The sequence below is a fragment of the Halomarina oriensis genome, assembly GCF_009791395.1.
In the GTDB taxonomy this organism is placed as follows: domain Archaea; phylum Halobacteriota; class Halobacteria; order Halobacteriales; family Haloarculaceae; genus Halomarina; species Halomarina oriensis.
In genome coordinates this window covers 195,698-218,189 of the sequence record NZ_WSZK01000015.1, presented here as the reverse complement: position 1 = coordinate 218,189, position 22,492 = coordinate 195,698, and the positions used below count along the sequence as shown (strand labels likewise).

Below are 22,492 nucleotides of genomic sequence, written 5' to 3'. Positions count from 1 at the left end.
ACCGATGATTGTGCAGCCCTGTGCGACTTCGATTATCTCCGTCTGCTCTATAGAAGAAATACGAACGTTTATGTAATGAACGAACAGGACTGACGTGTGCAACGACGCACGTTCCTTTCGACGGTTGCGGGGACAGCACTCGGGAGCAAACTCGTGGGGGCCGACGCGGTGGGGCGCGTCGAGGCGGCGACGACGGTTCCGTCGTTGGTGTTCGACTCGACGGCGAGTCTGCTCGACGCCTCGGGCGGGCTGCTAACCGACGACTCGCTGGTCGCGGTGTGGGCGGAGTCGTCGGCGACGAACACGGACGAGGACGGCGACGGGGACGCCGTCTCGTACCCGAGTTCGACGGACGTTCCGCTGGTCGCCGTCGACGGGACCGTCGTCGGCGTCGGCTGTCCGTTCGTCGCGGGGGGCACGAACTGGCAGAACGGCAACGAGGAGTTCCTGCTCAACGTCTGGGACGACCTACTGGGCGGGTCGGGGACGGTCTACTGGGACTCGGGGCACGGCCAGTACTACGACCTCTCGCAGTTCTCGACGTTCGAGGACTACGCCGAGTCGAACGGCTACCTCGTGAAGGGAACCTCGGACCTCGTCGGGAACCTCTCGAACGCCGACGCCGCCGTGGTCACCTCGCCGTCGACGGCGTTCTCGTCGAGCGAACTCGACGCGATGGCGAGTTTCGTCTCCGGCGGGGGCGTTCTCTTCCTCCACGACCAGGCGGACTACTCGAACTACGACGAGACGGCCAACGCCAACGCCGTCGCGCAGGCCGTCGGTGCCGGCTTCCGGTTCAACGACGACCAGGTCGTCGACTCGACGAACAACGCCGGTTCGACGTTCCAGCCGACGACGACGAACTTCAACACCGCGTTCCCCTTTTTCGCCGACCGTGACGGCCTCGAACTGGACAAGTCGAGGACCTACGCCGCACCCGTCACCGACGTCCTCGACGGCGACACGGTGAAGGTCGACCTCGACGGCACCGTCGAGTCCATCCGGGTGCTCGGTATCGACACGCCCGAGAAGTCCGCGAACCAGCAGTACGAGCGGACCCAGGAGTGGGAGGGTATCGAGGACCTGCCGACGCTCGCCGACTACGGCCAGCAGGCGACCGACTACGCGACGGCCCGCCTGTCTGGGGAGACGGTCGACGTCGCCTTCGACCCCGAGGAGCCGACCCGTGACGCGTTCGGCCGTGTCCTGGCGTACCTCTACTACGACGCCGACGGCTCCGGGTCGCGTGACACGCTCTACAACGAGGAGATAGTCACCGACGGCCTCACTCGTGTCTACGACTCGGGCCTCTCGCGGCACGACGCGTTCCGCGCCGAGGAACAGGCCGCCCGCGACGCCGGCCTCGGTCTGTGGGCGGCGTCCGACCCCGCGAGTTCGAGCGAGATTCGCAACCGCGACGTCACCGACCTGTTCTTCCCCACTCCCGCGACGGTACGCACGGACTCGGGTGCGGTCGACGCCTCCCGCGTCCCGGTCAGCGCCGAGTCGACGGCGAGCCAGACCGTCTACAGCGGCGGGCAGTCGTACTCGGGGGACCTGCCGCTGGCGGCCGTCGACGCCGCGGCGAACGTGGCGATGGTCGGGTCGCCGTTCGTCGACGAGTCCTACGAGTCCGCCGAGGGCTACGCCGTCGACACCAGCAGCTACGAGAACTTCGTCTTCCTGACGAACCTGATCGACTCGCTGACCGACCGCACGGGCGACGTCGTCGTCGACGGTGGCCACGGCCAGTTCGGCGCGGACTACGCGCTCTCCGTCGAGGACGCCGCGTACTACAAGCGCTACCTCGAAGGCGTCGGCCTCGGCTTCGAGCAGGTCAACGACGTGGCGAACGCCGACCTCTCCGGGGCGCGGGCGTACGTCGTCACGACGCCACCCGAAGCGTTCACGCGGGCCGAACTCGACGCGCTGACCGCGTTCCGCGACGCCGGCGGTGCGGTCGTCCTGCTCGGCAGCGGGGACGTCTTCTCCGGGCCACGGAGCAACCTCGACGCCGTCGCCAGTGCGCTCGGGTCGGACCTGCGACTCAACGCCGACAGCGTCACCGACGCCTCCAGCAACGTGAACGGCGACTCGTCGGTGCCGGCCACGACGAGTTTCGACGGCTCGTTCCCGCTGTTCTCGGCGTACTCGGACACGAACGACGGCGGCGACACGGGGGGTTCCGGCGACGGCGTCACCGTCACGACGGTCAACTACGACGCCGCCGGCGACGACGGCAGCAACCTGAACGACGAGTACGTCGTCCTCGAGAACACCGGGGGCGCGAGCGTCGACCTCACCGGGTGGACGCTCTCGGACGCCGCCGACCACGTCTACACGTTCCCGACGTTCTCGCTGGATGCGGGTGCGACGGTGACGGTCCACACCGGGAGCGGGAGCGACACCGCGACGGCCCTCTACTGGGGTAACGGCTCGCCGCTCTGGAACAACGGGGGTGACACGGCGACGCTCGCCGACGACACCGGCGCGGTGGTCGACGAGTACACGTACCCCGACGACGAGGGCGGTGACGGTGACTCCGGGTCCGGTGACCTCGCAATCGCCCAGATTCACGAGGACGCGCAGGGTAACGACCGGAACAACATGAACGACGAGTACGTCGTCTTCGAGAACACCGGGACGGCGGCGCTCGACCTGACCGACTGGCAGGTCTCCGACTCGGTCGGCAAGACCTACACCTTCCCGTCGTTCTCGCTCGCGGCGGGTGCGCAGGTGACGCTCCACACCGGCAGCGGGAGCGACACCGCGAGTGACCTCTACTGGTCGGCCAGCGGCCCGGTCTGGAACAACGGCGGCGACACGGTGACCGTCACCGACGACGCGGGGACGACGGTCGTCTCCCGGTCGTACTGAGTCCCGGTCGCGCTCTCGCTCTCCTCTCGACTCGCGGTCTCAGGCGAGTGCCGCGTCACGGAGCAGGTCCGCGACGACGTGTACGTAGACGACGACGGCGTTGTAGACGGCGAGTGCTGGCGAGGACAGCCAGAACAGCACCGTCCGCTCCGCCCACGAGGACGTGCGAGAGCAGTCGCTCTTGATCGATGTCGACGCCCTCGATGTTCGACGAACGCCCACTTCGGGTTCGTCACGGCGTCGACGAGGTGCGACCACCGCCACCGCACGTTTTCCTCCCCGCCGCCGACCGGTCCGTCGCACACGTCGTCTCGCGTCCCCGGCCATCGACGGGTGGGTTCGACGATCCGGCCACTGAGAACCTATCCGCAACGAACGGCGTCGGCCCCCGCTAGTTTTTTGTCGTGGTTTCTCGTGTGCCCTCCTATCCAGACGACACCTGCCGTGACCGAATCCAGCGTGCTCTACGGGACACCGGACCCGACGAGCAACGACGCGGAGACGACCCTCTCGACGCTCCGGGCGGCGCTCGAGGAGCGTACGGTCTCGCCCGTGACGACCGTCGAGGGGTGCCGCGCCGAACTCGACGCCGGCGACGTCGGGGCCGTCGTCGTCACCGACGCGTTCTCGGGGACGACGGCTACCGAACTCCTCGCGCTGGTTCGGGAGACGGACCCGGGGCTCCACACGGTGTGGCTGGCCGCCGACCCGTCGGCCGACGCGGTCGACGCCGCCTACGACGCCGGCGTCACGACCGTCGTCGACCGCCAGAGCGGGTCCGCCGCGCACATCGTCGTGGGGGCGCTCCGGAACGCGCTCGGCGACCCGACGCCGGTCGAGCGGCCGCTTGAGGAGGACCCTCCGGTCGACCCGACGCCCCGTGAGACCACGCCGGCCCACGACTGGTCGGAACACGCGGCCATCCTCGATACCATCAGCGACGGCGTCTACGCGCTCGACAGCGACGAGCGGTTCGTCGCGGTCAACGACGCGTACGCCGAACTCACCGGGTTCAGCCGCGAGGAACTGCTCGGCGAGCGGTCCTCGACGGTGACCGACCGAATCGGTGGGGACGCCATCGACGGCCTCCGGGAGGCGCTCGACGAGACGAGCGACGCCGTCACGTTCGAGGCGGACCTCCCGACCGTCGACGGGCGGGCGGTTCCCATCGAGGCGCGTGTCTCGCCGTTCACCACCGACGCCGGCGACGTCGGCCGGGTGGGAGTCGTCCGGGACGTCTCCGAACGGCGACGGCTCGAACGGGAACTCGACGGCATCCTCGAACGCGTCACGGACGCGTTCTTCGCCATCGACACCGACTGGCGGTTCACCTACGTCAACGAGCGGGCGGCCACGCTCCTCGAACGGCCCGCGTCCGACCTCGTCGGAGCGGTCCTCTGGGAGGCGTTCCCCGAGGCGGTGGGGACGGCGTTCGAGACGGAGTACGAGCGGGCGCGACGTACCGGGGAGTCGGTCACCTTCGAGGAGTACTACCCGCCACTGGAGGCCTGGTTCGAGGTGAACGCGTACCCCTCCGAGACGGGACTGTCCGTGTACTTCCGGGACGTGAGCGACCGGAAGCGTGCGGACCAGCGCCGGGAGGACCGCGTCCGCCAGTTCGAGGCACTCAACGAACGCGCTCAGCGACTCGCGGAGGCGACGACCAGGGAAGCGGTCTGTGAGACGGTCGTCGAGGCGGCGGCGGACGTCCTCGGCCTCCAGCAGTCGTACATCACGCTCTACGACGAGGAGAGCGGCGAACTGACGCTCACCGCCGAGGCCGACGCCACGCTGTCGGGCGCCGCGTCCTCGCTGTTCGCGGACGCGTCGAGCAACCCCGTCTGGGAGGCGTTCATCCAGGGCGAGGAAATCGTCCGACCCGACTTCGACCCGGTGGGCGAGGTCACCGTCGGGAGTCTGGCGGCGTTCCCCCTGGGCGAACACGGGGTCTTCGTGACGCTCTCCCCTCGGCCCGACGCGTTCGAGGAGACCGACCTCCTCGCGGCGGAACTGCTCTGTGCGAACGCTCGCTCGTCGCTCGACCGGGCCGCCCGCGAGGCCGACCTCCGCCAGCAGCGCGACCGCCTCGAAGCGAAGAACGACCGACTCGAACGGGTCAACCGCATCAACCGCGCCATCCGCGAGATAACCAGGGTGCTCGTCCAGGCGGACTCCCACGAGGAGGTCGAACGACTCGTCTGTGAGAAACTGGCGACCATCGACCCGTTCCGGTTCGTCTGGTTCGGTCGTCACGACGGCGCGACCGACGAGGTTCGCCCCGTCGCCTCGGCCGGCGACGGCAAGGGGTATCTGACCGACGTGACGGTGACGGCCGACGACGCGCCGACCGGACGGGGGCCGGCCGGCCGCGCCATCGAGAGCGGGTCGCCGGCCGTCCAGAACAGCATCCTCCGGGCGGCCGAGTTCGAACCGTGGCGCGGGGCAGCGCTCTCGCGTGGGTTCCGGTCGTGTCTCGCGGTCCCGGTCCAGCACCGGGACACCCAGTACGGCATCCTCAGCCTCTACGCCGACACGCCCAACGCGTTCGAGGAGATGGAGGTGACGGTGCTGTCGGAACTCGGCCAGAGCATCGGCTACGCCGTCAACGCCATCGAACGGAAGCAGGCGCTGACCGGCGACCGCTCGGTGGAACTCACCCTCGACCTCCCCGACCTCGACGCGCCGCTGTTCGGGTTCGTCGACGGCAGTGACGGCGAGTTCCACCTGGAGAACGCGGTGCGGCGACTCGACGGCCGGGTCCACCTGTTCTTCACCGCGAGCGGCATCGCTTTCGAGCGAATACGCCCCCACGCCGACGCGTCGCCGACCATCGAGCGGTTGACTCACCTCTCTTCGACCGACGACACCTGCCGGTTCGAGTGTACCGCCCGCGAGTCGACGTTCGTCTCGACGATTTTAGACCGCGGCGCAGTGTTCGAACGCGTCGACGTCGACGACGGCGCGGCGACGGTGACCCTTCGCGTCCCACGGACCACCGACGTCCGCGGCCTCGTGGGGTACCTGGAAGGCCAGTTCGGGCGCGTCGAACTCGTCTCGCGCCACGAGCGCGACGAACCGGTCCGCTCCTCGGAGGCGTTCGAGGGCGAGGTCCGCTCACGACTCACCGACCGCCAGTCCGAGGTGCTCGAAACCGCCTACTCCGCGGGGTTCTTCGAGTGGCCGCGCAAGAGCAACGGCCAGGAGGTGGCCGAACTGCTCGGGGTGACACAGCCGACGGTGAACCGCCACCTCCGTGCGGCCGAGCGGAGCCTGTTCGGACTGCTGTTCGGCGACTGACGCCACCACGAACCGACGTCGAACCTCCGTGTAACTTCTCGGAACGTGATTAGCCGTCCGAATTTACGATAGTTAATTCTTTCACGGCACGACACAATACATCAACTGTGAACTGTTTCGGTCGTGAATTACTACGGTCGAGACAGTATGGACCAGCAGGTGCGAATGGTCGTGGAGTTGGAGCGGTCGAGGGTTCGGCCGAGTGAGGTGGTTGCAGCGGCGCTCGCGCGGGCCAACGGTGTCGATGCGGTCGACCTCGACGTCTGTCTGTTCGAGCACGTCGACCCGAGTGGACTGGACAAACTGTTCGGTGACCTGGGGGGCGACGCGCCGCGGTCGGGCCGGGTGTCGTTCCCGGTCGGGGGCTACCGGGTGACCGTCACACACGACGCCGGCGACGGGGTCACCGCCCGTGTCGAGTCGGTCGGCGAGATACTGGACGAGCGAGCGACCGTCGAGCGAGACGGCGACCGCTGAACCCCCCGACCGAGCGATGCCCATCGACGAGACCGACCTCGACACGCCGGTCGAAATCACGACGACGCTCTACGTCCGACCGACGCCGGAGGGCACCGTCGCTCTGCTGGTCGACCCGACCGAGTCCGACGCCTGGCTGCAGTCGACGCTCGTCGTCGACGTTCGGCGGTGAGCCGGTTCGCTGTCGCTCGGCGGATTCACGAGCACGATGGGAGTCCCGCGAGTGAGCGAAGCGAGTGAGGGGGACTACATCGTGGGAGCGAACGCAGTGAGCGAGCACGATGGGATTCGAACAACGTCGAGACGTGCTCGCTTCGCTGCGCGCGACTCGCCTCGTTCGAATCCCACGTGGTGCGTTCGCGGTTGTTCGCGTCCGCTTACAACACGCTCACGAGCACGATGGGATTCGAACCCATGACCATCGGATTAGAAGTCCGACGCTCTGTCCGACTGAGCTACGTGCCCTATCGGCCGGTCCACGTCGTCGCACAAAAAGCGGTCGGGTTCCCCCCTCGGAACCGATGGGTATTACGGAGCCGTTCCCGTACGGCCGGCAAATGAGAGTCATCGGTACGGTCGGACTGCCGGGGAGCGGGAAGGGCGAGTTCGCCGAAGTCGCTCGTCAACGCGACGTCCCGGTCGTCGTGATGGGCGACGTCATCCGCGCGGAGTGTCGTCGACGCGGCCTCGACCCCGCGGACCACCACGGTGCGGTCGCACAGAAACTACGAGAGGAAGACGGGAAACTCGCCATCGCCGAACGGTCGCTCCCGCTCGTCGAGAAGTCCCTGGCGTGGAACGACACGGTCGTCGTCGACGGCATCCGCTCGGACGTCGAGGCGATGCGGTTCCGCGAGGAGTACGGCGAGGACTTCCTGCTCGTCGGCATCAAAGCCGACTTCGACGACCGCCTCGACCGTGTCGACCTGCGGGCGCGGGACACCAGCGCCGACGACGGCGGGGAGTCGCTGAAGGCCCGCGACGAGCGTGAACTCGGCTTCGGGATGGGGGCGGCGATTCTCCGGGCGGACGTGCTCGTCGACAACGACGGCTCCCTCGAGGCGTTCCACGAGCGAGTCGAAGCCATCCTCGACGGCGATCACGAATGACGGTCTACAGCGTCGACGTGGAAGTTCGCGCACCCGTCGAACCGACCGAGGTGACCGACCGGGTCGCCGACGCGATTCACGAACTGTTCCCGAACGCCGACCTCCGGGAGGAACCGGGCGAACTCGTCGGCGAGGCCCACTCGCTGGACCACTTCTCGGACCTGCTACGCGAGCAGGCCATCCTCGACACCGCCCGGAACACGTTCGAGGACACCCTCGAAGGAGACACGTTCACCTTCCGTCTGAAGAAGCAGGCAGCGTACGTCGGCACGGTCAACTTCGCCGTCGGGAGCGAGGGCGAACTGGGCGACGTCTTCGTCGAGGTGACGGTCCACGACCCCGACGCCGAGACGTACATCGAGTACGTCGCGCCGCCCACCGAGGACGGCGTCCCGATGGACGAACTGGCCGAGCGAGCGGCCCGCGACCCGACGCAGGACGGGGCCGACCGGAACTGATGAGCGACCCGGCCGACCCCGCCGTCCTCTTCGACCTCGACGGGACGCTCCTGCAGTACCCGGCGTACGACACGCTCGTCGCGGCGGCCTTCGAGGACGAACTCGGTCGGACCGACGACCGGTGGGTCACACACTACAGCGAGCGCTTCTTCGCCGCGTTCGGGTCGTTCACGCCCGAACCGTACCGTGTCGCGTTCGTGGAGACCTGCGAGCGGTTCGACTTGGACGCCGACCCGACGGCGCTCGCCGTCACGCTGGTCGACCGGGAGTGTGAACGCTCGTCCGTCCCCGACGGCGTCCGCGGGACGCTCGACACGCTGACCGCCGCCGGCCACCCGCTGGCGGTCTGCTCGAACGGCGTCCGACGCGTCCAGCGGGCGAAACTCGCCGCTCACGACCTGCTCGCCCCGTTCGAGACGGTCGTCACCTCCTACGACGTGGGGGCGCACAAGCCCGCCGCGGACCCCTTCGAGGCGGTCCGGCGGGCCGTCGATGCCGAGACGTACGTGATGGTCGGCGACAGCGACGACGACGTGGAGGGCGCACGAGGGGCCGGGATGACGGCACTCCGTGTGGAGGGGCCGTTCCCGGACGCCGAATCGATTCTCGCCGCTACGGAGTGACGTTAACACTCTTGTCCCCGTGACGATAGCTTCGGTGTATGGTGTCCCGCCGTCAACACGTCGTACAGTCGCTCAGCCTCGCCACGTTCGCTACACTGGCTGGCCTCTTTCTCGACTTCTTCGTCGTCACTCTCCCGATAGTCGGGTTCCTCGTCATCGTCGCATCTCTCCCGTTCGTTACCGAGCGGTTCGGTGAACGGACCGCAACCGCCGTCGCCGCCGGTTCTGTCGGTATCGTCGGCTTGGTCGCGGTGCGGGTCGGCTTTCTCGCCCTCGGGTTCTCGTTGTTCGGAGCGCTCGCCGCGTTCGGTGTCCGGGAAGCAACCGACTCGCTCGTCGCCGGATGGCTGGCGTTCGTGCTCGGTAACTCCCTCGCAGCCGGTTACGAACTCGCCGTCGCAGAGCGCCCGCTGGTCGCCGCCGTCTTCGGTGTGTTCGTCGTACTCGGTGTCCGTGAGTTACTTTCGGCCCGCATCGACTCACCGAGCAAGCCTTCTGCCGACGTCTGAGTCAGTCGACACCGCTGACGAAGATGGCGACCCACTGCCCCCAGTCCCGACTGTCCCGGACCTCCACCGCCGTCACCCACTTCACCCACTGGAAGCCGCGACGGTCGGGGGCGACGAGTCGGAGCGGGAAGCCGTGGCCGTGGGTCAACCGCTCGTCGTCGACGTGCGTGGCGAGGAGCAACTCGCGGGCCTCCTCGACGGGGAACCCGAACCGGTAGCCGGTCACCGAGTGGAACGTCACCCACGTGGCGTCGTCGTTCGTCTCGGCGGCGTCGAGCAGGTCCGCGACCCGGACCCCCCGCCAGTCGCGCTCGACGTACCAGCCGCTGGTGCAGTCGAGCAGCGCTCGCTGGACGGTCGGTGTCGCGCTCGCTTCCTCGCTCGTCAGCGCCGCGTAGTCCGCCCGGAACGGCCGTTCGACGCTGCCGGTGACGTGGAGTCGCCAGTCGTCGGTGTCGACCGGGTCGGGGTCGTCGAGCACCCAACTGGTCACGGGGTAGCGGTTGCCCGACCCGCCTTCGGGTTTCGACCCGGTGAATCGTCGGTCCGCGCCCGCGGTGTCGAGGACGGCCACGACGGCCTGCTGGGCACGCCAGACGAGCGCCCCCGCCAGCGCCAGTCCGGCGTACTGGAGCATCGTCCGTCGGCCCTCCCAGTCCTCGCTGGCGGGCGCACGGGCGCGGGCGAGCACGTGCCAGAGCAGTATCGGGACGACGAGGAGGCCGAGGCCGATGTGGAGGTTGAGCAACGTCCACCCCCAGAGGTCGAGGTTCGCACCGAGCACCCACGCGACGCCCGTCCCGAGGGCGGCCAGCGCGAGGACGGCGAGACCGACCGAGAGCAGGACGCGGCCCGACCCCGACCGGACGCCCGCCGAGACCCGTGGGCGGACGCGCCGGAGTTTCCAGAACAGCAGGACGACGAGCGTCAGTCCGCCCGCGCCGTGGGCGAAGAACACCCAGCCGTCGCGGACGCTCCCGGTGGCGAGGCTCACGACTCCCGAGCAGAGGACGAGCACGAGCACACCGAGGATGCTCCAGTCGACGACGCGCGGGCGGGGTTCGAATCGCACGGCTGTGAGTAGGTGACACGGCGGCTTATGCTCGGCGGCGGGCCGTGCCGTCGCCGGCTTGGCGTTCACTTCGTCCGGGAGTTCCACGCGCCGTCGTAGCGCTCGGTGAGGTCCTCGACGAGGTCCGACAGTTCGTTCGTCCCGAACAGCGCGAGCAACACCGCGCCGACCATGTCGAACACGAGGTCGACGATGGTGTCTTCGAGGCCGTACTGGACGAGGACGGGGTCTGCCCCTACGACGTCGGCGAGTTCACGGGCGGCGAACTCCAGGACCTCCCAGAACACGCCGAGACCGACGGTGAACAGGACGATGAACACGAAGAGGAACCGGTCGGTGAACCGGACGGCGTCGGAGTACTCGTCGAGGGCGCTGACGGCGGCGTAGCCCGCGGCGGCGACCACCGTGGCCGACAGCGTGTGGGTGACGTGGTCCCACCACCACACCTCGCGGTAGAGGCCGGTCATCCCGAGGGTGTGGAGGAAGACGGCCAGCGTCAGCCAGAGCGTGTGCGTCGAGTTCAGCGGGAGCGAGTAGTCGCGTTCGAGCACCGCCGGGAGGAACGTCACGCCGAGGGCGACGACGGCGTTGACGACGATGCCGAGGTTGCCGGCGAGGAGTCCGACGAGCAACAGGACGCCGATAGCGACCTGTAAGAGGCGGCTGATAGCCCGCTGGAGTTCGACTCGTCGCCACTCGGTCGCCATCGAGTGTGGGGTAGGTCGTCTGCGGGCTAAGAGCTATCCCCGTCGATACGGATTTACAGTTCAAGCCCATACGGGCGTCGATGATGGTGATGACCCACGTGCTCGTGGGTATCGTGCTGGGCGTGGTCGCCACGCTGTTCGTTCCGGCGGCCACGCCGGTCGCCGTCCTCGCGGGTGCACTGGGTGGCCTCGCCCCCGACCTCGACCTCTACGTCGGGCATCGCCGAACGCTCCACTTCCCGGTGTACGGGCCGCTCCTCGCCGCCGGAGCGGTCGCCCTCGCGTTCCTCTCACCGTCGGTCGAACTGGTCGCTCTCGCAGTGTTCTTCGCGGCCGTGGGCACGCACGCCGCCATGGACGTCCTCGGTGGCGGCCTCGAACTCAGGCCCTGGCAGGCCACCTCCGAGCGGGCGGTCTACAGCCACTTCCACGGTCGCTGGCTCCGGCCGCGCCGCCTCGTCCCCTACGACGGCGCTCCCGCGGACCTCGCGCTCGCGGCACTGGTCGCGGCCCCCGCGCTGCTGGTCGGCGACGGGCCGGTCGCCCTCGCCGTCGCCGGACTGCTCGCCATCGCCACCGGCTACACGCTGCTCCGTCGTCGCCTCGCGGAGTACTGGGCGCGCCTCGCCCACCTCGTCCCGCCGGCGTTCGTCGAGTACCTGCCCGCCCGGTTCGCGGTAGTCCACCGTACACACGGGTCGCCCCCGAGCGACGACTGAGGGCGGGGACCGGTCGCGCTCCTCCGGCTACCTGCTTCGGCAAGCCGAACGCGGACGACGACTCGCTGTCACCCTCGTGGTATGGCGCTCGACGATATCGACCACCTGAACGACGACCAGAAGGAGTGTCTCGACAACTGTCTGGAGGCGACCCAGGCCTGCGAGTGGTGTGCCGACGAGTGCGCCGGCCACGGCGAGGAGATGGCCGAGTGTATCCGCCTCTGTCGGGACGTCGCCGACGTCGCCAGCACTCACGCCCGGTTCATGGCACGGGACTCGGACTACAGCGGTGACCTCGCGGCGGTCTGTGCGGACGCCTGTGAGGCGTGTGCCGACGAGTGTGAGCGCCACGACCACGACCACTGCCAGACCTGTGCGCGCGTCCTCCGTGAGTGTGCGGAGACGTGTCGCGCGATGGCCTGACCGCGCCGGTCCGACGACGAGCACCGTCCGAACACGGTTCGTCTTTTTGTACCATCACGCCGAACTGAGGGTGTGGACACAGGTGCGTATCGGACGGCGCTTCGGACCGCCGTCGCCGTCGCCCGCGAGGAACAGGTATCGGTGAAAGCGGCGAGCCTCGGCTTCCACGCGTTCAACACGCTCATCCCGCTGGGTCTGTTCCTGGTCGTCGCGCTGTCGCTCGTCGGGGGTCTCGAACAGGCCCTCTCGACGCTCTCCTCGGTGGTGGGCTTCCAGAGCGGGCAGTTGCAGTCGTTGCTCTTCTCGACGACGAGCGCCCAGTCGGGCCGTCTGCGTGCCGTCGTGCTCGCGTTCCTCATCCTCGCCTGGAGCGTCACGCGGACGCTCAACACGACGAACACGGCGTTCGACGAGGTGTACGGCACGCGCGAGCGGGGGTCGTTCCTCCGGCGCGTCGAGGAGGTGGCCATCGCCACGGTGACGACGCCGCTGGCGTTCTCGCTGGGTATCGGCGTCGGCGTCGTGCTGTCACTGCTCGTCCAGGGGACGTTCTGGGCGCTGCTCGCGCCGGTCGTCCTGTTCGTCGCACTGGTCGTCGGCTTCTTCCCGCTGTACTACGTCTTCCCCGGCGTCGACATCTCGCCACGCGAGGCCCTGCCCGGCGCGGTGTTCGCCGCCGGTCTCTGGACGGTTTCGGCGGTGTTCTTCCGCCTGTACGCCACCGTCTCCCAGAGCGTCCACCTCTACGGCGTCGTCGGTGGACTGCTCATCTTCCTCACGTGGCTCTACGTCGGTGGTCTGGCGGTGTTGTTGGGCGTCGTCATCAACGCGGTGCTCGCCGGTCGGGTGGACCCCGACTCGGTGTGGCGGCCGTAGGGCGGACGGACGGGGCCGTCTGGGGCCTCGGTCGCTGTCGCTCCCGCCTCCGACTCGTTTTGTTCGGCCGCCGGACCGAACGGCGAAGCGTGCCGAGCGCCGTGAGTCGGAACGAGCGTAGCGAGCGAGACCACGAGGTTCGAGCGGGGAGGACCCGCCGGCGAGCACGGGGCGGTCCCGTCGTTCAGACGACCACCTGCACGACGGCGAACAGCACGAGCACGCCGAGCACGTCGCAGGTGTTCGTGACGACGGGGATGACCACGTCGTCGGGGTCCAGTTCCAACTGGTAGGCGGCGTAGGCCGTCGTGACGGTGACGAGCACCGCCAGCACCGCGAGGACGGCACCGGAGACGACGGCGACGACGAGCACCGTCGTGAACGTCAGGCCGCTCTCGGTCAGGAGCGACGTGAGGAGCCACGCACCGGCCCCGATGACGGGGAAGACGGTCAGCGACAGCGCGACGGTGGCGATCGCGTTGCCCAGCAGCGTCTCGTCGGCCCCGAACGAGAGCGTCCCGAGGTGGAACGCCGTCGAGAGCCGCGACGCCAGCACGCTCCCGAGGTTTCCCGCAGAGCCGATGGTGACCGGGACGAGTACGAGCAACGACGGGTACTCCAAGAGCGTCTCCTCGAACCCGCCGAGGACGAGGCCGCTGGCGACGGCGACGAGCGTCAACACGAGCAGGATGGGGAGCGTCGCCCGCGTGATGGCCCGGACGGTCCACTCCGTCGCCACGTCAGATCCCTCCGGTGACGAGTTGAACCGACAGCCAGAGGAACAGGACGCCGAAGACGTCGCCCGCAGTCGTGACGATGGGGCCGACGAGCGTGTCGGGGTTCATGCCGCGTCGGAACCCGCCGAACACGACGACGACGACGACGACGGCCAGCACGATACCCGAGAGGAACGCGGCGAGGACGGCGATGCTCGTCAGGGCGAGCAGACTGGTGTGCGGGGCGGCGAGCGCGACGAGCGCTCCCCACGCGACGACGGCGGAGAAGCCGCTGGCGATAACGCCGTTGCCGAGCGCGGCGAGGACGGCCGCGCGGAGTCGTTCGTCGCTCCCACGGAGTCGCGGTTCGACCAGTCCCTGGTGGAGCGCGGTGGCGATGCGTGCGCCGAGCGACCCGTAGACGTTCCCGCGGGTCGCCAGCAGGGCCGGAACGAGTACCAGCAAGCCGGCGACGGCGTCGAACTCGGCGCGCATCCCGCTGAGCGCGACGCCCGCCAGGAGGCCGCCGACGGCGCTCGCGGACAGCGCCGGCAGTCCTTCGCGGTAGGCCTCACGTGCGACGTCGCCGACGGTCATCGGGCGAGTCGATGCGCGCCGGCGACAAAAAGCCGACTGCGGTCGGAACCGCCCGCCGGGACGGGTCGACGAACCGCTCGGGACGATTCGTCAGCCGAAGCAATCGACGCACCGACCACGGAACGACACCGATTTTGTAACCGACACGAACCGTGTCGTATGACGAGTCAGGTCGCTCTCCTCGACGGGAGGGCGCGATGAACTTCCTCCTGACGAACGACGACGGGGTCGAGAGCCCCGGTCTGGCCGCTCTCCGTGCCGCCCTCTCGACGCTCGGCGAGGTGACGGTGGTCGCTCCCGCCACCGACCGGAGCGGCGTCGGCCGTGCCCGCTCGCGGACCGTCGCCGTCTCCGACCGGGAGGACGCCGTCGCGGTCACGGGGACGCCCGCCGACTGTGTCGCCTACGGTCTCCGTGGACTGGACCGGGAGTTCGACCTCGTCGTCTCCGGGTGCAACCACGGCCCGAACGTCGGCGCGTACGTTCTCGGCCGGTCGGGGACGGTCGGTGCCGCGATGGAGGCCGGGTTCCTCGGCGTCCCCGCCGTCGCCGTCTCGGCGTACCACCCCGAGGAGTTCTTCCCGCACCCGCCGCAGGCGTTCGACTTCTCCGGGCCGGCCGACGTGGCCCGCCGGTTGGTCGAACGGGCCTGCGAGGCCGACGTGTTCGAGGGCGTCGACGTGCTCAACCTGAACGCCCCGACGGGCCGCCCCGAGACGATGCCGACGATGCGCGTCACCCGACCCTCCGCCGACTACGACACGACCGTCGAGGCCGACGGCGACGCCCACCACCTCGTCGACACGTTCTGGGCGAGCGCCGACGGCCGCGAGGAGGCGTATCCGGACCTCGACGCCCACGGCGACACCTACCCCGTCGACAGCGACCGGCACGCCATCGTCGAGGGGGCGGTCAGCGTCTCGCCGCTCTCCGGTCCCCACACCGTCGAGGATTCGTCGGTCCTCGCGGACGTGGTGGCGGTGCTCAACGGCGCGTGAAAGCCGGGGACGGTGCGGTCCTTGGTGGACAACGGCGAGTACGCTCGGGGAAACGACGCTCGACGGAAGCACTGGAGCGCGGGAAACGGACGAAGGGCGCAACGGAGAGCATCGACCCGGGCGTACGAGGGCTTCTGCGGCGTTCGGTACTACCGTCACACCGCTGTCGTGGCCCCGCTACAGTAGAACCTCAGTCGCCGAACGGCGGCATCCCGCCCATCCCGCCGCCACCGCCGCCCTGCTGTTCCATCCGTTTCATCATGCGCTGCATGTCGCCGTCGCCCATCCCCTGGAACTGTTTGATCATCCGCTCCATCATCTGGTGCTGTTCGAGCAGTTCCTGGATGCGCTCGGTGCTCTTGCCCGACCCGCGGGCGATGCGTTCGGTGCGTTCGGCGCCGACGACGCGTGGGTTCTCCAACTCCTCTTCGGTCATCGAGTCCATGATGACCTCGAAGTCGAGCATCCGCGACTTCGTGACGTCCATCGCGTCGTCGGGCAACTGGTCCATGAGGCCGCCGCCGAAGCCCGGAATCATGTCCATCACCTGTTCGAGCGGGCCCATGTTGTTCATCGCCTGCATCTGCTTGCGCATGTCGTACAGGGTGAAGTTGCCCTGCATCATGTCCTCGGGGTCCCAGTCGTCCTCGCCGTCGGTGGTCTGCATGGCCCGCTCGACGCGCTCGGCCAACTGCTTGAGGTCGCCCATCCCGAGCAGTCGGGAGATGAAGCCGTTGGGCTCGAAGCGCTCGATGTCTTGGACGGTCTCACCGGTCCCGAGGAACGCGATAGAGGAGTCCGTCTCGTTGATGGCGGCGAGCGCACCACCACCCTGTGCCGTCCCGTCGAGTTTCGTGATGACGACGCCGTCGATACCGACCGCGTCACCGAACGCGCGGGCCTGGTCTTTCGCGCCCTGCCCGATGGCGGCGTCGAGGACGAGCAGGTTGCGGTCGGGGGCCGCGAACCCCTCGATCTCTTTCAGTTCCTCGATGAGTTCCTCGTTCAGGCCGGAGCGCCCGGAGGTGTCGACGATGCGGACGTCGGCGTCTGCGGTCTCCTCGAACCCCTTGCGAACGATTTCGACGGGGTCCTCCTCGTCGGGGTCGCCGTAGAAGTCGACCTCCGCGCGTTCACACATCTGGCGGGACTGCTCGTACGCGCCGGGTCGGAACGTGTCGGTCTGGATGACCGCGGGGCGGAGGCCCTTCGTCGAGAACCACCACGCCATCTTCGCGGCGCTGGTGGTCTTCCCCGACCCCTGAAGCCCCGCGAGGAGGATGGTCTGGGATTCGAGCGGGAGGTCGGTGGAGTCGCCGACCAGTGCGACCATCTCCTCGTAGACGATCTTGAGGACGTGGTCGCGGGCCGTCGTGCCGGCGGGTGGTTCCTCCTCGAGCGCTCGCTCCCGAATCGAGTCCGAGAGGTCCTGCACCAGCGCGATGTCCACGTCGGCCTCGATGAGCGAACGTTGTATCTCCTTGACCACCGCGGCGACGTCCTCCTCCGAGAGGCGGGATTTGCCCTGAAGCTGGTTCAGGGTGCCCCGGAGAGAGCTACCGAGATTGTCGAGTACCATCGTTGAGCGGAGATACGCGACGACGTCGGTAAAGGCTTTGCTCACCGTAGTGGCGCGTCGACCGGCGAACGATGTCTCGACGGTGAAGGGCCCGTCGAGGACCGCTCGTCGGAGAAGTGTGAGACCGACTGCGTCGGAGTGAACGCGCTCCGTGCCGTCGCTGGGCGACGGGCTATCGGGTCATCCTTCGGCCTTGATGACGACCTCCTCGTCGGTGGGGGTGAGGTCCTGCACCGTCTCGAGGTCCCTCGTGTCGACGTAGACGCCGATGGCGACGGCGTCACCCGGTCCCAGCGTGACCCAGTACGAACCGGGGTCGTTGTTCACAGCCGTCTCGTCGTCGTCCGCCGAGAACGGTCCCTCTGCCGAGGGTGAGTACCCGCTGAGCGAGAACCCCTCGTCGGGGTTCTCCAGGACCGGTTCGCCGTCGGTGTCGCCCGTGTAGAAGACGATACGGTCGGAGTGCGTCAGTTCGTCGTCGTCTACGAACACGTTGACGCTCTTGGTCCCGTGGTTCGCTATCTGGAACACCTCGTCGAACCACTGCTGTGCATCGGCGTTCAGACCGGTTCCGGTCACTTCCGCGTTCTCGTCGAAGGTGAGCGTGAGCTGGTCTCCAGGGAGGACGCTCTCGGTGGAGTCGTCGGCGTACTCCCCGTTCTCCAGTGTGTTCGGTGCGGTCAACTGGAGGAACGCGTTCTCGTCGGTCGCTATCTTGAAACTCGCGCCCCGCCGTGCTGCCGTGTGCGTGAACGCGCCGGTACCCATCGCCGCTGCCGCGCCGGCTGCGAGTGAGCCGGCACCGAGTAGGAACTTTCGTCGTTGCATGTGTCTTCTGCCCGCTCGTCGGCGGACGAATCAGACGTTCGGCGCTACCTACGTCGATATACACCGACAGCCCCGCCGACAGAGGACGTGTTCGGTCGGTTCGGGCTCCGATTCGTGGCTCAATACTCGGCCTACGAGTTCGAACGGCCGTCTCTAGCGCTCGGTCACCGCTCGAATAGCGACCCCGTGAACCGAGAAGAGACGGTTTACGGTCGTTCGGACGCACTACCGGTGAAACCAATACGGAGCCATCGAGGATTCGGGCTCGGTATTGACGTTCCGGGAGCCGGCGTGAGTCGGCCTCGGCTGTCAATATCTATACATGTGCGACTCGCCCGGCTCAGACGATGCGTATGACGAGAGCTACCATCGCCGCCCGTGGGGTGGCGGACGACGAGGAACGGCCGTTCGAACGGGAGGCGGTACTCGACGTGTTGAGCAACCGCCGGCGGCGGTACGTCATCCACTACCTGAAGTGGCTGGGTCGGGAGACCGACCTCCGGGACCTCGCCGAACACGTCGCCGCCTGGGAGAACGAGGTCGAGGTGACCCAGTTGGACTACACCGACCGGAAACGTGTCCAGAACGCGCTCCACCAGTTCCACCTGCCGAAGATGAACGACGGCGGGTTCGTGGACTACGACTCCCGGCGCGGAGTCGTGGGACTCTCCCGGCAGACCGCGTCGACGAACTTCTACGTGGACGTACTCCCGCCGTGGACCGTCCCGTGGGGGCTCTACTATCTCGGTCTCTCGGCGCTGTCGTTCGTCTGCTTCGGTGCTGCCGCGGTCGGTCTCCCGCCGTTCACGCTCGTCTCGCCGCTCTCGTGGTCGCTGTTCCTCGGCGTCGTCCTCGCCGTCTCCTCGGTCGGTCACTGCTACGACGACTACTACCGGATGCGACTCGGCGCACGCGAACACCCACCGGAGACCAGAACCTGAGACGACTCTCGACGGGAGCGACGGCGGACGGTCCCGAGAGGGCCGTCCCCGACGCCTGTCGGGACCCGCTCAGGGCTGGGTGAGCGTCACGTCGCCGAAGCCGGCGACGTTCCCGTTGGCCGCACGCTGGACGGCCGCCTCGGCGTCGATGAAGCCAGCCCCGATGTTCGCCGGGTTGTGGCCGTCCACCGCCTCGTACGCGGTCGCTTCGAGCGTGTTCAACACGTCGATGGGTGCGGGCGTTCCGTGGCCCTCCTGCTGGGCGGCGTCGATAAGCAGGGTCGCCGTCCCGCTGACGACCGGACAGGACATGGAGGTGCCCGAGATGGTGGCGTAGTAGAGGTCGGTGTCCCCGCCCTGCACGTTCAGCACGTCCAGCGGCGACATCGTCGAAGTGACCTGGTTGCCCGGCGCGCCGACGCCGTTGCGGTAGAGACCGACCGGTCCGCTGGCGCTCCCCGAATCGTAGTACGCCCGGAGGTTGTCGAGTGCGGTCTCCCGGTCGTAGTTCGCGCCGGTCGACGCCGCACGCCCGCGCGAGGAGAAGTCCGTGACCGCTCGCTGGTCGTCCGTCGCGGCGACCGAGAGCACGTGTGGGGCCTTCGCGTAGTCGTTGAGCGTGTCGTTGCCGGGGCCGCTGTTCCCCGCCGAGAACACCGGCAGGAGACCGGCGTCGAACGTCTCCCACGTCGCGGTCTGGAGCGCCCCGTCGGGGTTGTAGTCGTCCGCGCTGGCCGCGCCGTAGGAGTTCGAGACGACGCTCACCTCGTCGGCGTGGTTCGCCAGCAGGTGGTCGAACGCGGCGGCCGCTTTCAGGATGGAGACCGCCGCCCCCGAGGAGTAGACGGTCAGCGACGCACCGGGGGCCATCCCGGCGTCCTCGCCGTCGGACCGCGTGCCGTCGCCCGCGATGGTGCCGGAGCAGTGGGTCCCGTGGCCGATGTCGTCGGAGTCGAGGCCGCCGACGGGCACCCACAGCGTCGGCTCACCCAGCGGGTTGCCCACCCAGCGGTAGTTGTTCTCGACGGCGTGGTCGAGGTCCGGGTGACTGCCGGCGACGCCGGAGTCGATGACGGCCGTGTGGACCGACGACCCGTCGTAGCCGAGGTCGTTCCGTACGCCGGAGACCCCCGTCACCTCGCGGGCGTCGGCGTTGTGGTAGTCCAACTCGCGGTTGGCCTCGACGTAGCGAACGGCCTCCCACCCGGCCACCTCCTCGATCTGTGGTCCGGTCAACAGCGCGTAGCCGACCGGCAGCACGTCGAGTGCGAGGAAGCCGTCGGTCAGCGAGAGGCGGTCGAGCAGACCCACGTCGGCGTTCGACTCGAAGACGACGAGCGTCTCCTGAAGCGCGTCGCTCGCGGTGTCGAGCGTGTCGTCGACGAGGTCCCCCAACCCGGCGCTCGCCCGGCCGCTCGTGTACGGCAGGGCGACACTCGCCCCGAGTGCGCCCGCCGCCGCCAGCACAGACCGTCTGCTCGCAGTCCGGTCACTCCCGTCGCGGTGCGTGTCATCACGTCCCGTATCGCGTGACATGCGATGGATGACGTACACGTAAGTTAAAAACGAACCGGTATCGGAATAATTCAACCAATGCCGACGAACGAAGAAGCGACTCGCCGGTGGGCCTTGGTCGGCCCGAGTCCGTGACGGTCGTGTCGGCGGGTCGTCTCGTCCGTGTCGACGGACCGCGTGACAATGAGCGTCGGTACTAACATCTCTGGTGTGTCGGGACGTACCACGACCGGGTGGGTCGACGGTTCCGGTCTCCCGGCGTTCAGCGTGGCCGCTCGTCCCCGGTGTCGTCAGCCGTCAGGAACGCCTCGACGAGTTTCCGCTCGGCGATACGGATGTGTTCGTGGAACGTCGGCGTCGAGATGCCAAGTTCCTCTGCCACCTCGCCGCCGGTGTTCGCCCGCGGCGAGTCGAAGAAGCCGAGGTGGTAAGCCGTCGTGAGGACGGTCAGTTGGCGGTCGGTCAACGCGGCCGCCGACTCCACGCCGTCGCTCCGTTCGCGCTCGCGCCGTGCGACCAGTTTCGCACTCGGAAGGCGTTCGCGGACGGCGTCGAGGACGCTCCTGACGTCGGTCCGCTGGGGGAACACCGCGACGAGTCTGAACCCTCCGTCCTCGACGTGGACGCGACTGATGGTCCCGCCGTAGTCCGCGAAGAGACTGCTGAACGAGCCGTCACCGGTCACGCGCACGACGCCGCCGTCGTCGTCGGTTCGGACGACCGAGAGGTCGGTGCCGTCGGGAACCGCCTCGACGACGCCGTCGATGTCGCCGTCGATGCGGTAGAACTGCGAGAGCGACTCGCCGCTCTCGGGGACGGCCCCCCGGAACGACACTGCGGCGTCCACGGTGGTCGCCGCCTGCGGGATGCCGTCGACCTCGTCGACGACCAGTTCCAGTTCGACGACCGTATCGGCGACCAGCGCCCGCCGGCGTTCGGCCGCCCCGATGGCGTAGGCGATGGTCTCCCCGAGTTCGCGGAACACCGCTCGCTCCGTCCCGTCGAAGGCGTCCGAGCGGTCGGCGTAGACACAGAGGACGCCGTAGGTCACCCCCCGGTAGACGAGAGGGACGGCGGCCACCGCCGCCACCTCGTGCCCGCCGAGCGGTTCGACCGTGTCGGTGGCCGACGGGTGTGTCACCTGCATCGACCCCTCGTGGACGGCGACGGTGGCCGCGGCGTCCTCGGCCGTCTGTCGTTCGTCGTCGTCGGTCTCGAACGGCGTGTCGCACTCGCCCGCCCAGGTCCGGGGCACGACCCGGTCGCATCCGGCCTCGTACTCGCCGACCCACGCGAACCGATAGCCCGACTCGGCGGCCAACCGGTCGACCACGGCCCGTTCGACGTCCTCGCGGGTCTGGGCGCGGACGAGGTCCTGGTTGACGTTCCGGATGACCTCGTTGATGCGGTTGAGCGTCTCCAGGGACTCCGCCTGTCGTTCGAGCGTCCGCTCGCGGCGGTAGCGCTCGCTCACGTCGCGCCCGATGCCGGAGACACCGAGGATGTCTCCGTCGGCGTCGGTCAGCGCGGTGCCGGTGAACTCGTAGGGGATGCGCTCGCCGTCTTTCGTCAGGATGTCGCCCTCCTCGGTCGCCCGGCCCTCACCGATGGCACGCTGGATGGCGGTCGCAACCTCGACCACGTCCTCCTCGCTGATGAGGTCGAGCGGGTTCATCTCCGCGAGTTCGGCGTCGGAGTAGCCGGTCACCTCGCGGACGGCGTCGTTCCAGACGAGCAGTCGCATCTCCGTGTCGAACAGGAAGAAGAAGTCCGCCAGCGCGTCCAGCGACTCGTGGACGAGTCGGTCGTAGTCGGTCGGGTCGACGACGTGTCGCACCGCGGCAGCGACGTTCCGCGCGTCCGTCGCCGACCGTTCGGTGAGCGTCACACAGCGGTCGGCACCCGCATCGAGTGCGGCGGCCTGCGCGGACGCTTCCGGGGAGAGCGCGACGACGGGCGTCCGACCCGGCCGACGCCCGCCGATACGGTCCCGGTCGTCGGCGGTCGGTTCCGTTCGGTCGTTCAGTGCGTCCAGTGTCGCCACCACGCAGTCGACGTCACCGTCGCCGTCCACGACGAACTCGCCGTCGGTGAGTCGCGCCACGAGTGCCTCCGACACCGCGCCCCGGACGGCGATGCGGACCTGCCGATTCATCTACCGGTTCTACGAG

At 68.6% G+C, this 22,492-nt stretch carries 21 protein-coding genes and 1 tRNA gene; 13 read left to right on the top strand and 9 right to left on the bottom strand.

Annotated elements, in window-relative coordinates; all coding sequences use genetic code 11:
- Positions 1 to 96: 96 nt before the first annotated feature.
- The 4 genes from GQS65_RS21610 (at position 97) to GQS65_RS07655 (ending at position 6,823) form a co-directional block, all read left to right on the top strand.
- The gene (locus tag GQS65_RS21610; protein ID WP_368279948.1) at positions 97 to 2,877 is read left to right on the top strand and encodes a lamin tail domain-containing protein; all 2,781 of its coding nucleotides are present in this window, start codon (positions 97 to 99) and stop codon (positions 2,875 to 2,877) included.
- Positions 2,878 to 3,321: 444 nt separating this feature from the next.
- Positions 3,322 to 6,174: a bacterio-opsin activator domain-containing protein gene (locus tag GQS65_RS07665; protein ID WP_158204056.1), complete on the top strand. Its 2,853-nt coding sequence runs from the start codon at positions 3,322 to 3,324 to the stop codon at positions 6,172 to 6,174.
- A gap of 147 nt (positions 6,175 to 6,321) precedes the next feature.
- Entirely contained in the window at positions 6,322 to 6,651 is a 330-nt protein-coding gene (locus GQS65_RS07660) for a HalOD1 output domain-containing protein (RefSeq protein ID WP_158204055.1), read from the top strand.
- 16 nt (positions 6,652 to 6,667) lie between these two features.
- Complete coding sequence (locus GQS65_RS07655; RefSeq protein WP_158204054.1) at positions 6,668 to 6,823, top strand: hypothetical protein; 156 nt, start codon at positions 6,668 to 6,670, stop codon at positions 6,821 to 6,823.
- A 219-nt stretch (positions 6,824 to 7,042) separates the two neighbouring features.
- Here GQS65_RS07655 and GQS65_RS07650 read toward each other — a convergent pair.
- Positions 7,043 to 7,116, bottom strand: a tRNA-Arg gene (locus GQS65_RS07650).
- 92 nt (positions 7,117 to 7,208) lie between these two features.
- On the opposite strand from GQS65_RS07650, the gene GQS65_RS07645 reads away from it, so the two are divergent.
- Genes GQS65_RS07645 through GQS65_RS07630 form a run of 4 tightly spaced genes read left to right on the top strand, consistent with a single transcriptional unit; the run spans position 7,209 to position 9,350 of the window.
- Positions 7,209 to 7,760 carry an AAA family ATPase gene (locus GQS65_RS07645; protein ID WP_158204053.1) on the top strand — a complete coding sequence of 184 codons (552 nt, stop codon included), beginning with the start codon at positions 7,209 to 7,211 and terminating at the stop codon, positions 7,758 to 7,760.
- On the top strand, positions 7,757 to 8,218 hold the full coding sequence (locus GQS65_RS07640; protein ID WP_158204052.1) for an RNA-binding domain-containing protein: 462 nt from the start codon (positions 7,757 to 7,759) through the stop codon (positions 8,216 to 8,218). The genes GQS65_RS07645 and GQS65_RS07640 overlap by 4 nt, the downstream gene beginning before the upstream one ends.
- Positions 8,218 to 8,841 (top strand): HAD family hydrolase, encoded by a 624-nt coding sequence (locus tag GQS65_RS07635; RefSeq protein ID WP_158204051.1) that lies wholly within the window; start codon positions 8,218 to 8,220, stop codon positions 8,839 to 8,841. Before GQS65_RS07640 ends, GQS65_RS07635 begins: the two co-directional genes overlap by 1 nt.
- 38 nt (positions 8,842 to 8,879) lie before the next feature.
- The gene (locus GQS65_RS07630) at positions 8,880 to 9,350 is read left to right on the top strand and encodes a hypothetical protein (RefSeq protein ID WP_158204050.1); all 471 of its coding nucleotides are present in this window, start codon (positions 8,880 to 8,882) and stop codon (positions 9,348 to 9,350) included.
- A gap of 1 nt (position 9,351) precedes the next feature.
- Here the strand turns inward: GQS65_RS07630 and GQS65_RS07625 are convergent, their stop codons facing one another.
- Entirely contained in the window at positions 9,352 to 10,422 is a 1,071-nt protein-coding gene (locus GQS65_RS07625; protein WP_368279946.1) for a molybdopterin-dependent oxidoreductase, read from the bottom strand.
- A 65-nt stretch (positions 10,423 to 10,487) separates the two neighbouring features.
- Positions 10,488 to 11,129 carry a hypothetical protein gene (locus tag GQS65_RS07620; protein WP_158204049.1) on the bottom strand — a complete coding sequence of 214 codons (642 nt, stop codon included), beginning with the start codon at positions 11,127 to 11,129 and terminating at the stop codon, positions 10,488 to 10,490.
- A gap of 80 nt (positions 11,130 to 11,209) precedes the next feature.
- Here GQS65_RS07620 and GQS65_RS07615 point away from each other — a divergent pair, with 80 nt between their 5' ends.
- The 3 genes from GQS65_RS07615 (at position 11,210) to GQS65_RS07605 (ending at position 13,147) form a co-directional block, all read left to right on the top strand.
- Positions 11,210 to 11,848, top strand: a complete 639-nt coding sequence (locus GQS65_RS07615; protein ID WP_199268420.1) for a metal-dependent hydrolase — start codon at positions 11,210 to 11,212, stop codon at positions 11,846 to 11,848.
- An 81-nt stretch (positions 11,849 to 11,929) separates the two neighbouring features.
- Positions 11,930 to 12,271 carry a four-helix bundle copper-binding protein gene (locus tag GQS65_RS07610; RefSeq protein ID WP_158204048.1) on the top strand — a complete coding sequence of 114 codons (342 nt, stop codon included), beginning with the start codon at positions 11,930 to 11,932 and terminating at the stop codon, positions 12,269 to 12,271.
- A 72-nt stretch (positions 12,272 to 12,343) separates the two neighbouring features.
- A complete protein-coding gene (locus tag GQS65_RS07605) occupies positions 12,344 to 13,147 on the top strand; it encodes a YhjD/YihY/BrkB family envelope integrity protein (protein ID WP_368279945.1) in 804 nt (267 codons plus the stop codon).
- A 184-nt stretch (positions 13,148 to 13,331) separates the two neighbouring features.
- Here GQS65_RS07605 and GQS65_RS07600 read toward each other — a convergent pair whose 3' ends face one another.
- Positions 13,332 to 13,886, bottom strand: coding sequence for a magnesium transporter (locus GQS65_RS07600; RefSeq protein WP_368279944.1), 555 nt, complete (start codon positions 13,884 to 13,886; stop codon positions 13,332 to 13,334).
- A 1-nt stretch (position 13,887) separates the two neighbouring features.
- Positions 13,888 to 14,460: a magnesium transporter gene (locus tag GQS65_RS07595; protein WP_158204047.1), complete on the bottom strand. Its 573-nt coding sequence runs from the start codon at positions 14,458 to 14,460 to the stop codon at positions 13,888 to 13,890.
- Positions 14,461 to 14,657: 197 nt separating this feature from the next.
- Here GQS65_RS07595 and surE point away from each other — a divergent pair, with 197 nt between their 5' ends.
- The gene (gene surE, locus GQS65_RS07590; protein ID WP_158204046.1) at positions 14,658 to 15,458 is read left to right on the top strand and encodes a 5'/3'-nucleotidase SurE; all 801 of its coding nucleotides are present in this window, start codon (positions 14,658 to 14,660) and stop codon (positions 15,456 to 15,458) included.
- Between the two features lie 190 nt (positions 15,459 to 15,648).
- Here surE and GQS65_RS07585 read toward each other — a convergent pair whose 3' ends face one another.
- Both GQS65_RS07585 and GQS65_RS07580 read right to left on the bottom strand, forming a co-directional pair.
- Positions 15,649 to 17,037 (bottom strand): signal recognition particle protein Srp54, encoded by a 1,389-nt coding sequence (locus GQS65_RS07585; protein ID WP_158204045.1) that lies wholly within the window; start codon positions 17,035 to 17,037, stop codon positions 15,649 to 15,651.
- Between the two features lie 180 nt (positions 17,038 to 17,217).
- A complete protein-coding gene (locus tag GQS65_RS07580; protein ID WP_158204044.1) occupies positions 17,218 to 17,865 on the bottom strand; it encodes a hypothetical protein in 648 nt (215 codons plus the stop codon).
- 347 nt (positions 17,866 to 18,212) lie between these two features.
- Here GQS65_RS07580 and GQS65_RS07575 point away from each other — a divergent pair, with 347 nt between their 5' ends.
- The gene (locus tag GQS65_RS07575; RefSeq protein ID WP_158204043.1) at positions 18,213 to 18,806 is read left to right on the top strand and encodes a DUF7344 domain-containing protein; all 594 of its coding nucleotides are present in this window, start codon (positions 18,213 to 18,215) and stop codon (positions 18,804 to 18,806) included.
- A gap of 69 nt (positions 18,807 to 18,875) precedes the next feature.
- On the opposite strand, the gene GQS65_RS07570 is transcribed toward GQS65_RS07575, so the two are convergent.
- Positions 18,876 to 20,342, bottom strand: coding sequence for a S8 family serine peptidase (locus GQS65_RS07570; RefSeq protein WP_158204042.1), 1,467 nt, complete (start codon positions 20,340 to 20,342; stop codon positions 18,876 to 18,878).
- 241 nt (positions 20,343 to 20,583) lie between these two features.
- The gene (locus GQS65_RS07565) at positions 20,584 to 22,476 is read right to left on the bottom strand and encodes a bacterio-opsin activator domain-containing protein (RefSeq protein WP_158204041.1); all 1,893 of its coding nucleotides are present in this window, start codon (positions 22,474 to 22,476) and stop codon (positions 20,584 to 20,586) included.
- Between the last annotated feature and the right edge of the window lie 16 nt (positions 22,477 to 22,492).

Excerpts from the sequence above, each read along its gene's own strand:
- GQS65_RS07615 (WP_199268420.1), top strand. The coding sequence starts at position 11,210 with ATGATGGTGATGACCCACGTGCTCGTGGGTATCGTGCTGGGCGTGGTC.
- surE (WP_158204046.1), top strand. The coding sequence starts at position 14,658 with ATGAACTTCCTCCTGACGAACGACGACGGGGTCGAGAGCCCCGGTCTG.
- GQS65_RS07655 (WP_158204054.1), top strand. The coding sequence starts at position 6,668 with ATGCCCATCGACGAGACCGACCTCGACACGCCGGTCGAAATCACGACG.
- GQS65_RS07565 (WP_158204041.1), bottom strand. The coding sequence starts at position 22,476 with ATGAATCGGCAGGTCCGCATCGCCGTCCGGGGCGCGGTGTCGGAGGCA.
- GQS65_RS07645 (WP_158204053.1), top strand. The coding sequence starts at position 7,209 with ATGAGAGTCATCGGTACGGTCGGACTGCCGGGGAGCGGGAAGGGCGAG.
- GQS65_RS07640 (WP_158204052.1), top strand. The coding sequence starts at position 7,757 with ATGACGGTCTACAGCGTCGACGTGGAAGTTCGCGCACCCGTCGAACCG.
- GQS65_RS07585 (WP_158204045.1), bottom strand. The coding sequence starts at position 17,037 with ATGGTACTCGACAATCTCGGTAGCTCTCTCCGGGGCACCCTGAACCAG.
- GQS65_RS07575 (WP_158204043.1), top strand. The coding sequence starts at position 18,213 with ATGCGTATGACGAGAGCTACCATCGCCGCCCGTGGGGTGGCGGACGAC.
- GQS65_RS07580 (WP_158204044.1), bottom strand. The coding sequence starts at position 17,865 with ATGCAACGACGAAAGTTCCTACTCGGTGCCGGCTCACTCGCAGCCGGC.
- GQS65_RS07660 (WP_158204055.1), top strand. The coding sequence starts at position 6,322 with ATGGACCAGCAGGTGCGAATGGTCGTGGAGTTGGAGCGGTCGAGGGTT.
- GQS65_RS07630 (WP_158204050.1), top strand. The coding sequence starts at position 8,880 with ATGGTGTCCCGCCGTCAACACGTCGTACAGTCGCTCAGCCTCGCCACG.
- GQS65_RS07570 (WP_158204042.1), bottom strand. The coding sequence starts at position 20,342 with ATGTCACGCGATACGGGACGTGATGACACGCACCGCGACGGGAGTGAC.
- GQS65_RS07635 (WP_158204051.1), top strand. The coding sequence starts at position 8,218 with ATGAGCGACCCGGCCGACCCCGCCGTCCTCTTCGACCTCGACGGGACG.
- GQS65_RS07610 (WP_158204048.1), top strand. The coding sequence starts at position 11,930 with ATGGCGCTCGACGATATCGACCACCTGAACGACGACCAGAAGGAGTGT.
- GQS65_RS07595 (WP_158204047.1), bottom strand. The coding sequence starts at position 14,460 with ATGACCGTCGGCGACGTCGCACGTGAGGCCTACCGCGAAGGACTGCCG.
- GQS65_RS07620 (WP_158204049.1), bottom strand. The coding sequence starts at position 11,129 with ATGGCGACCGAGTGGCGACGAGTCGAACTCCAGCGGGCTATCAGCCGC.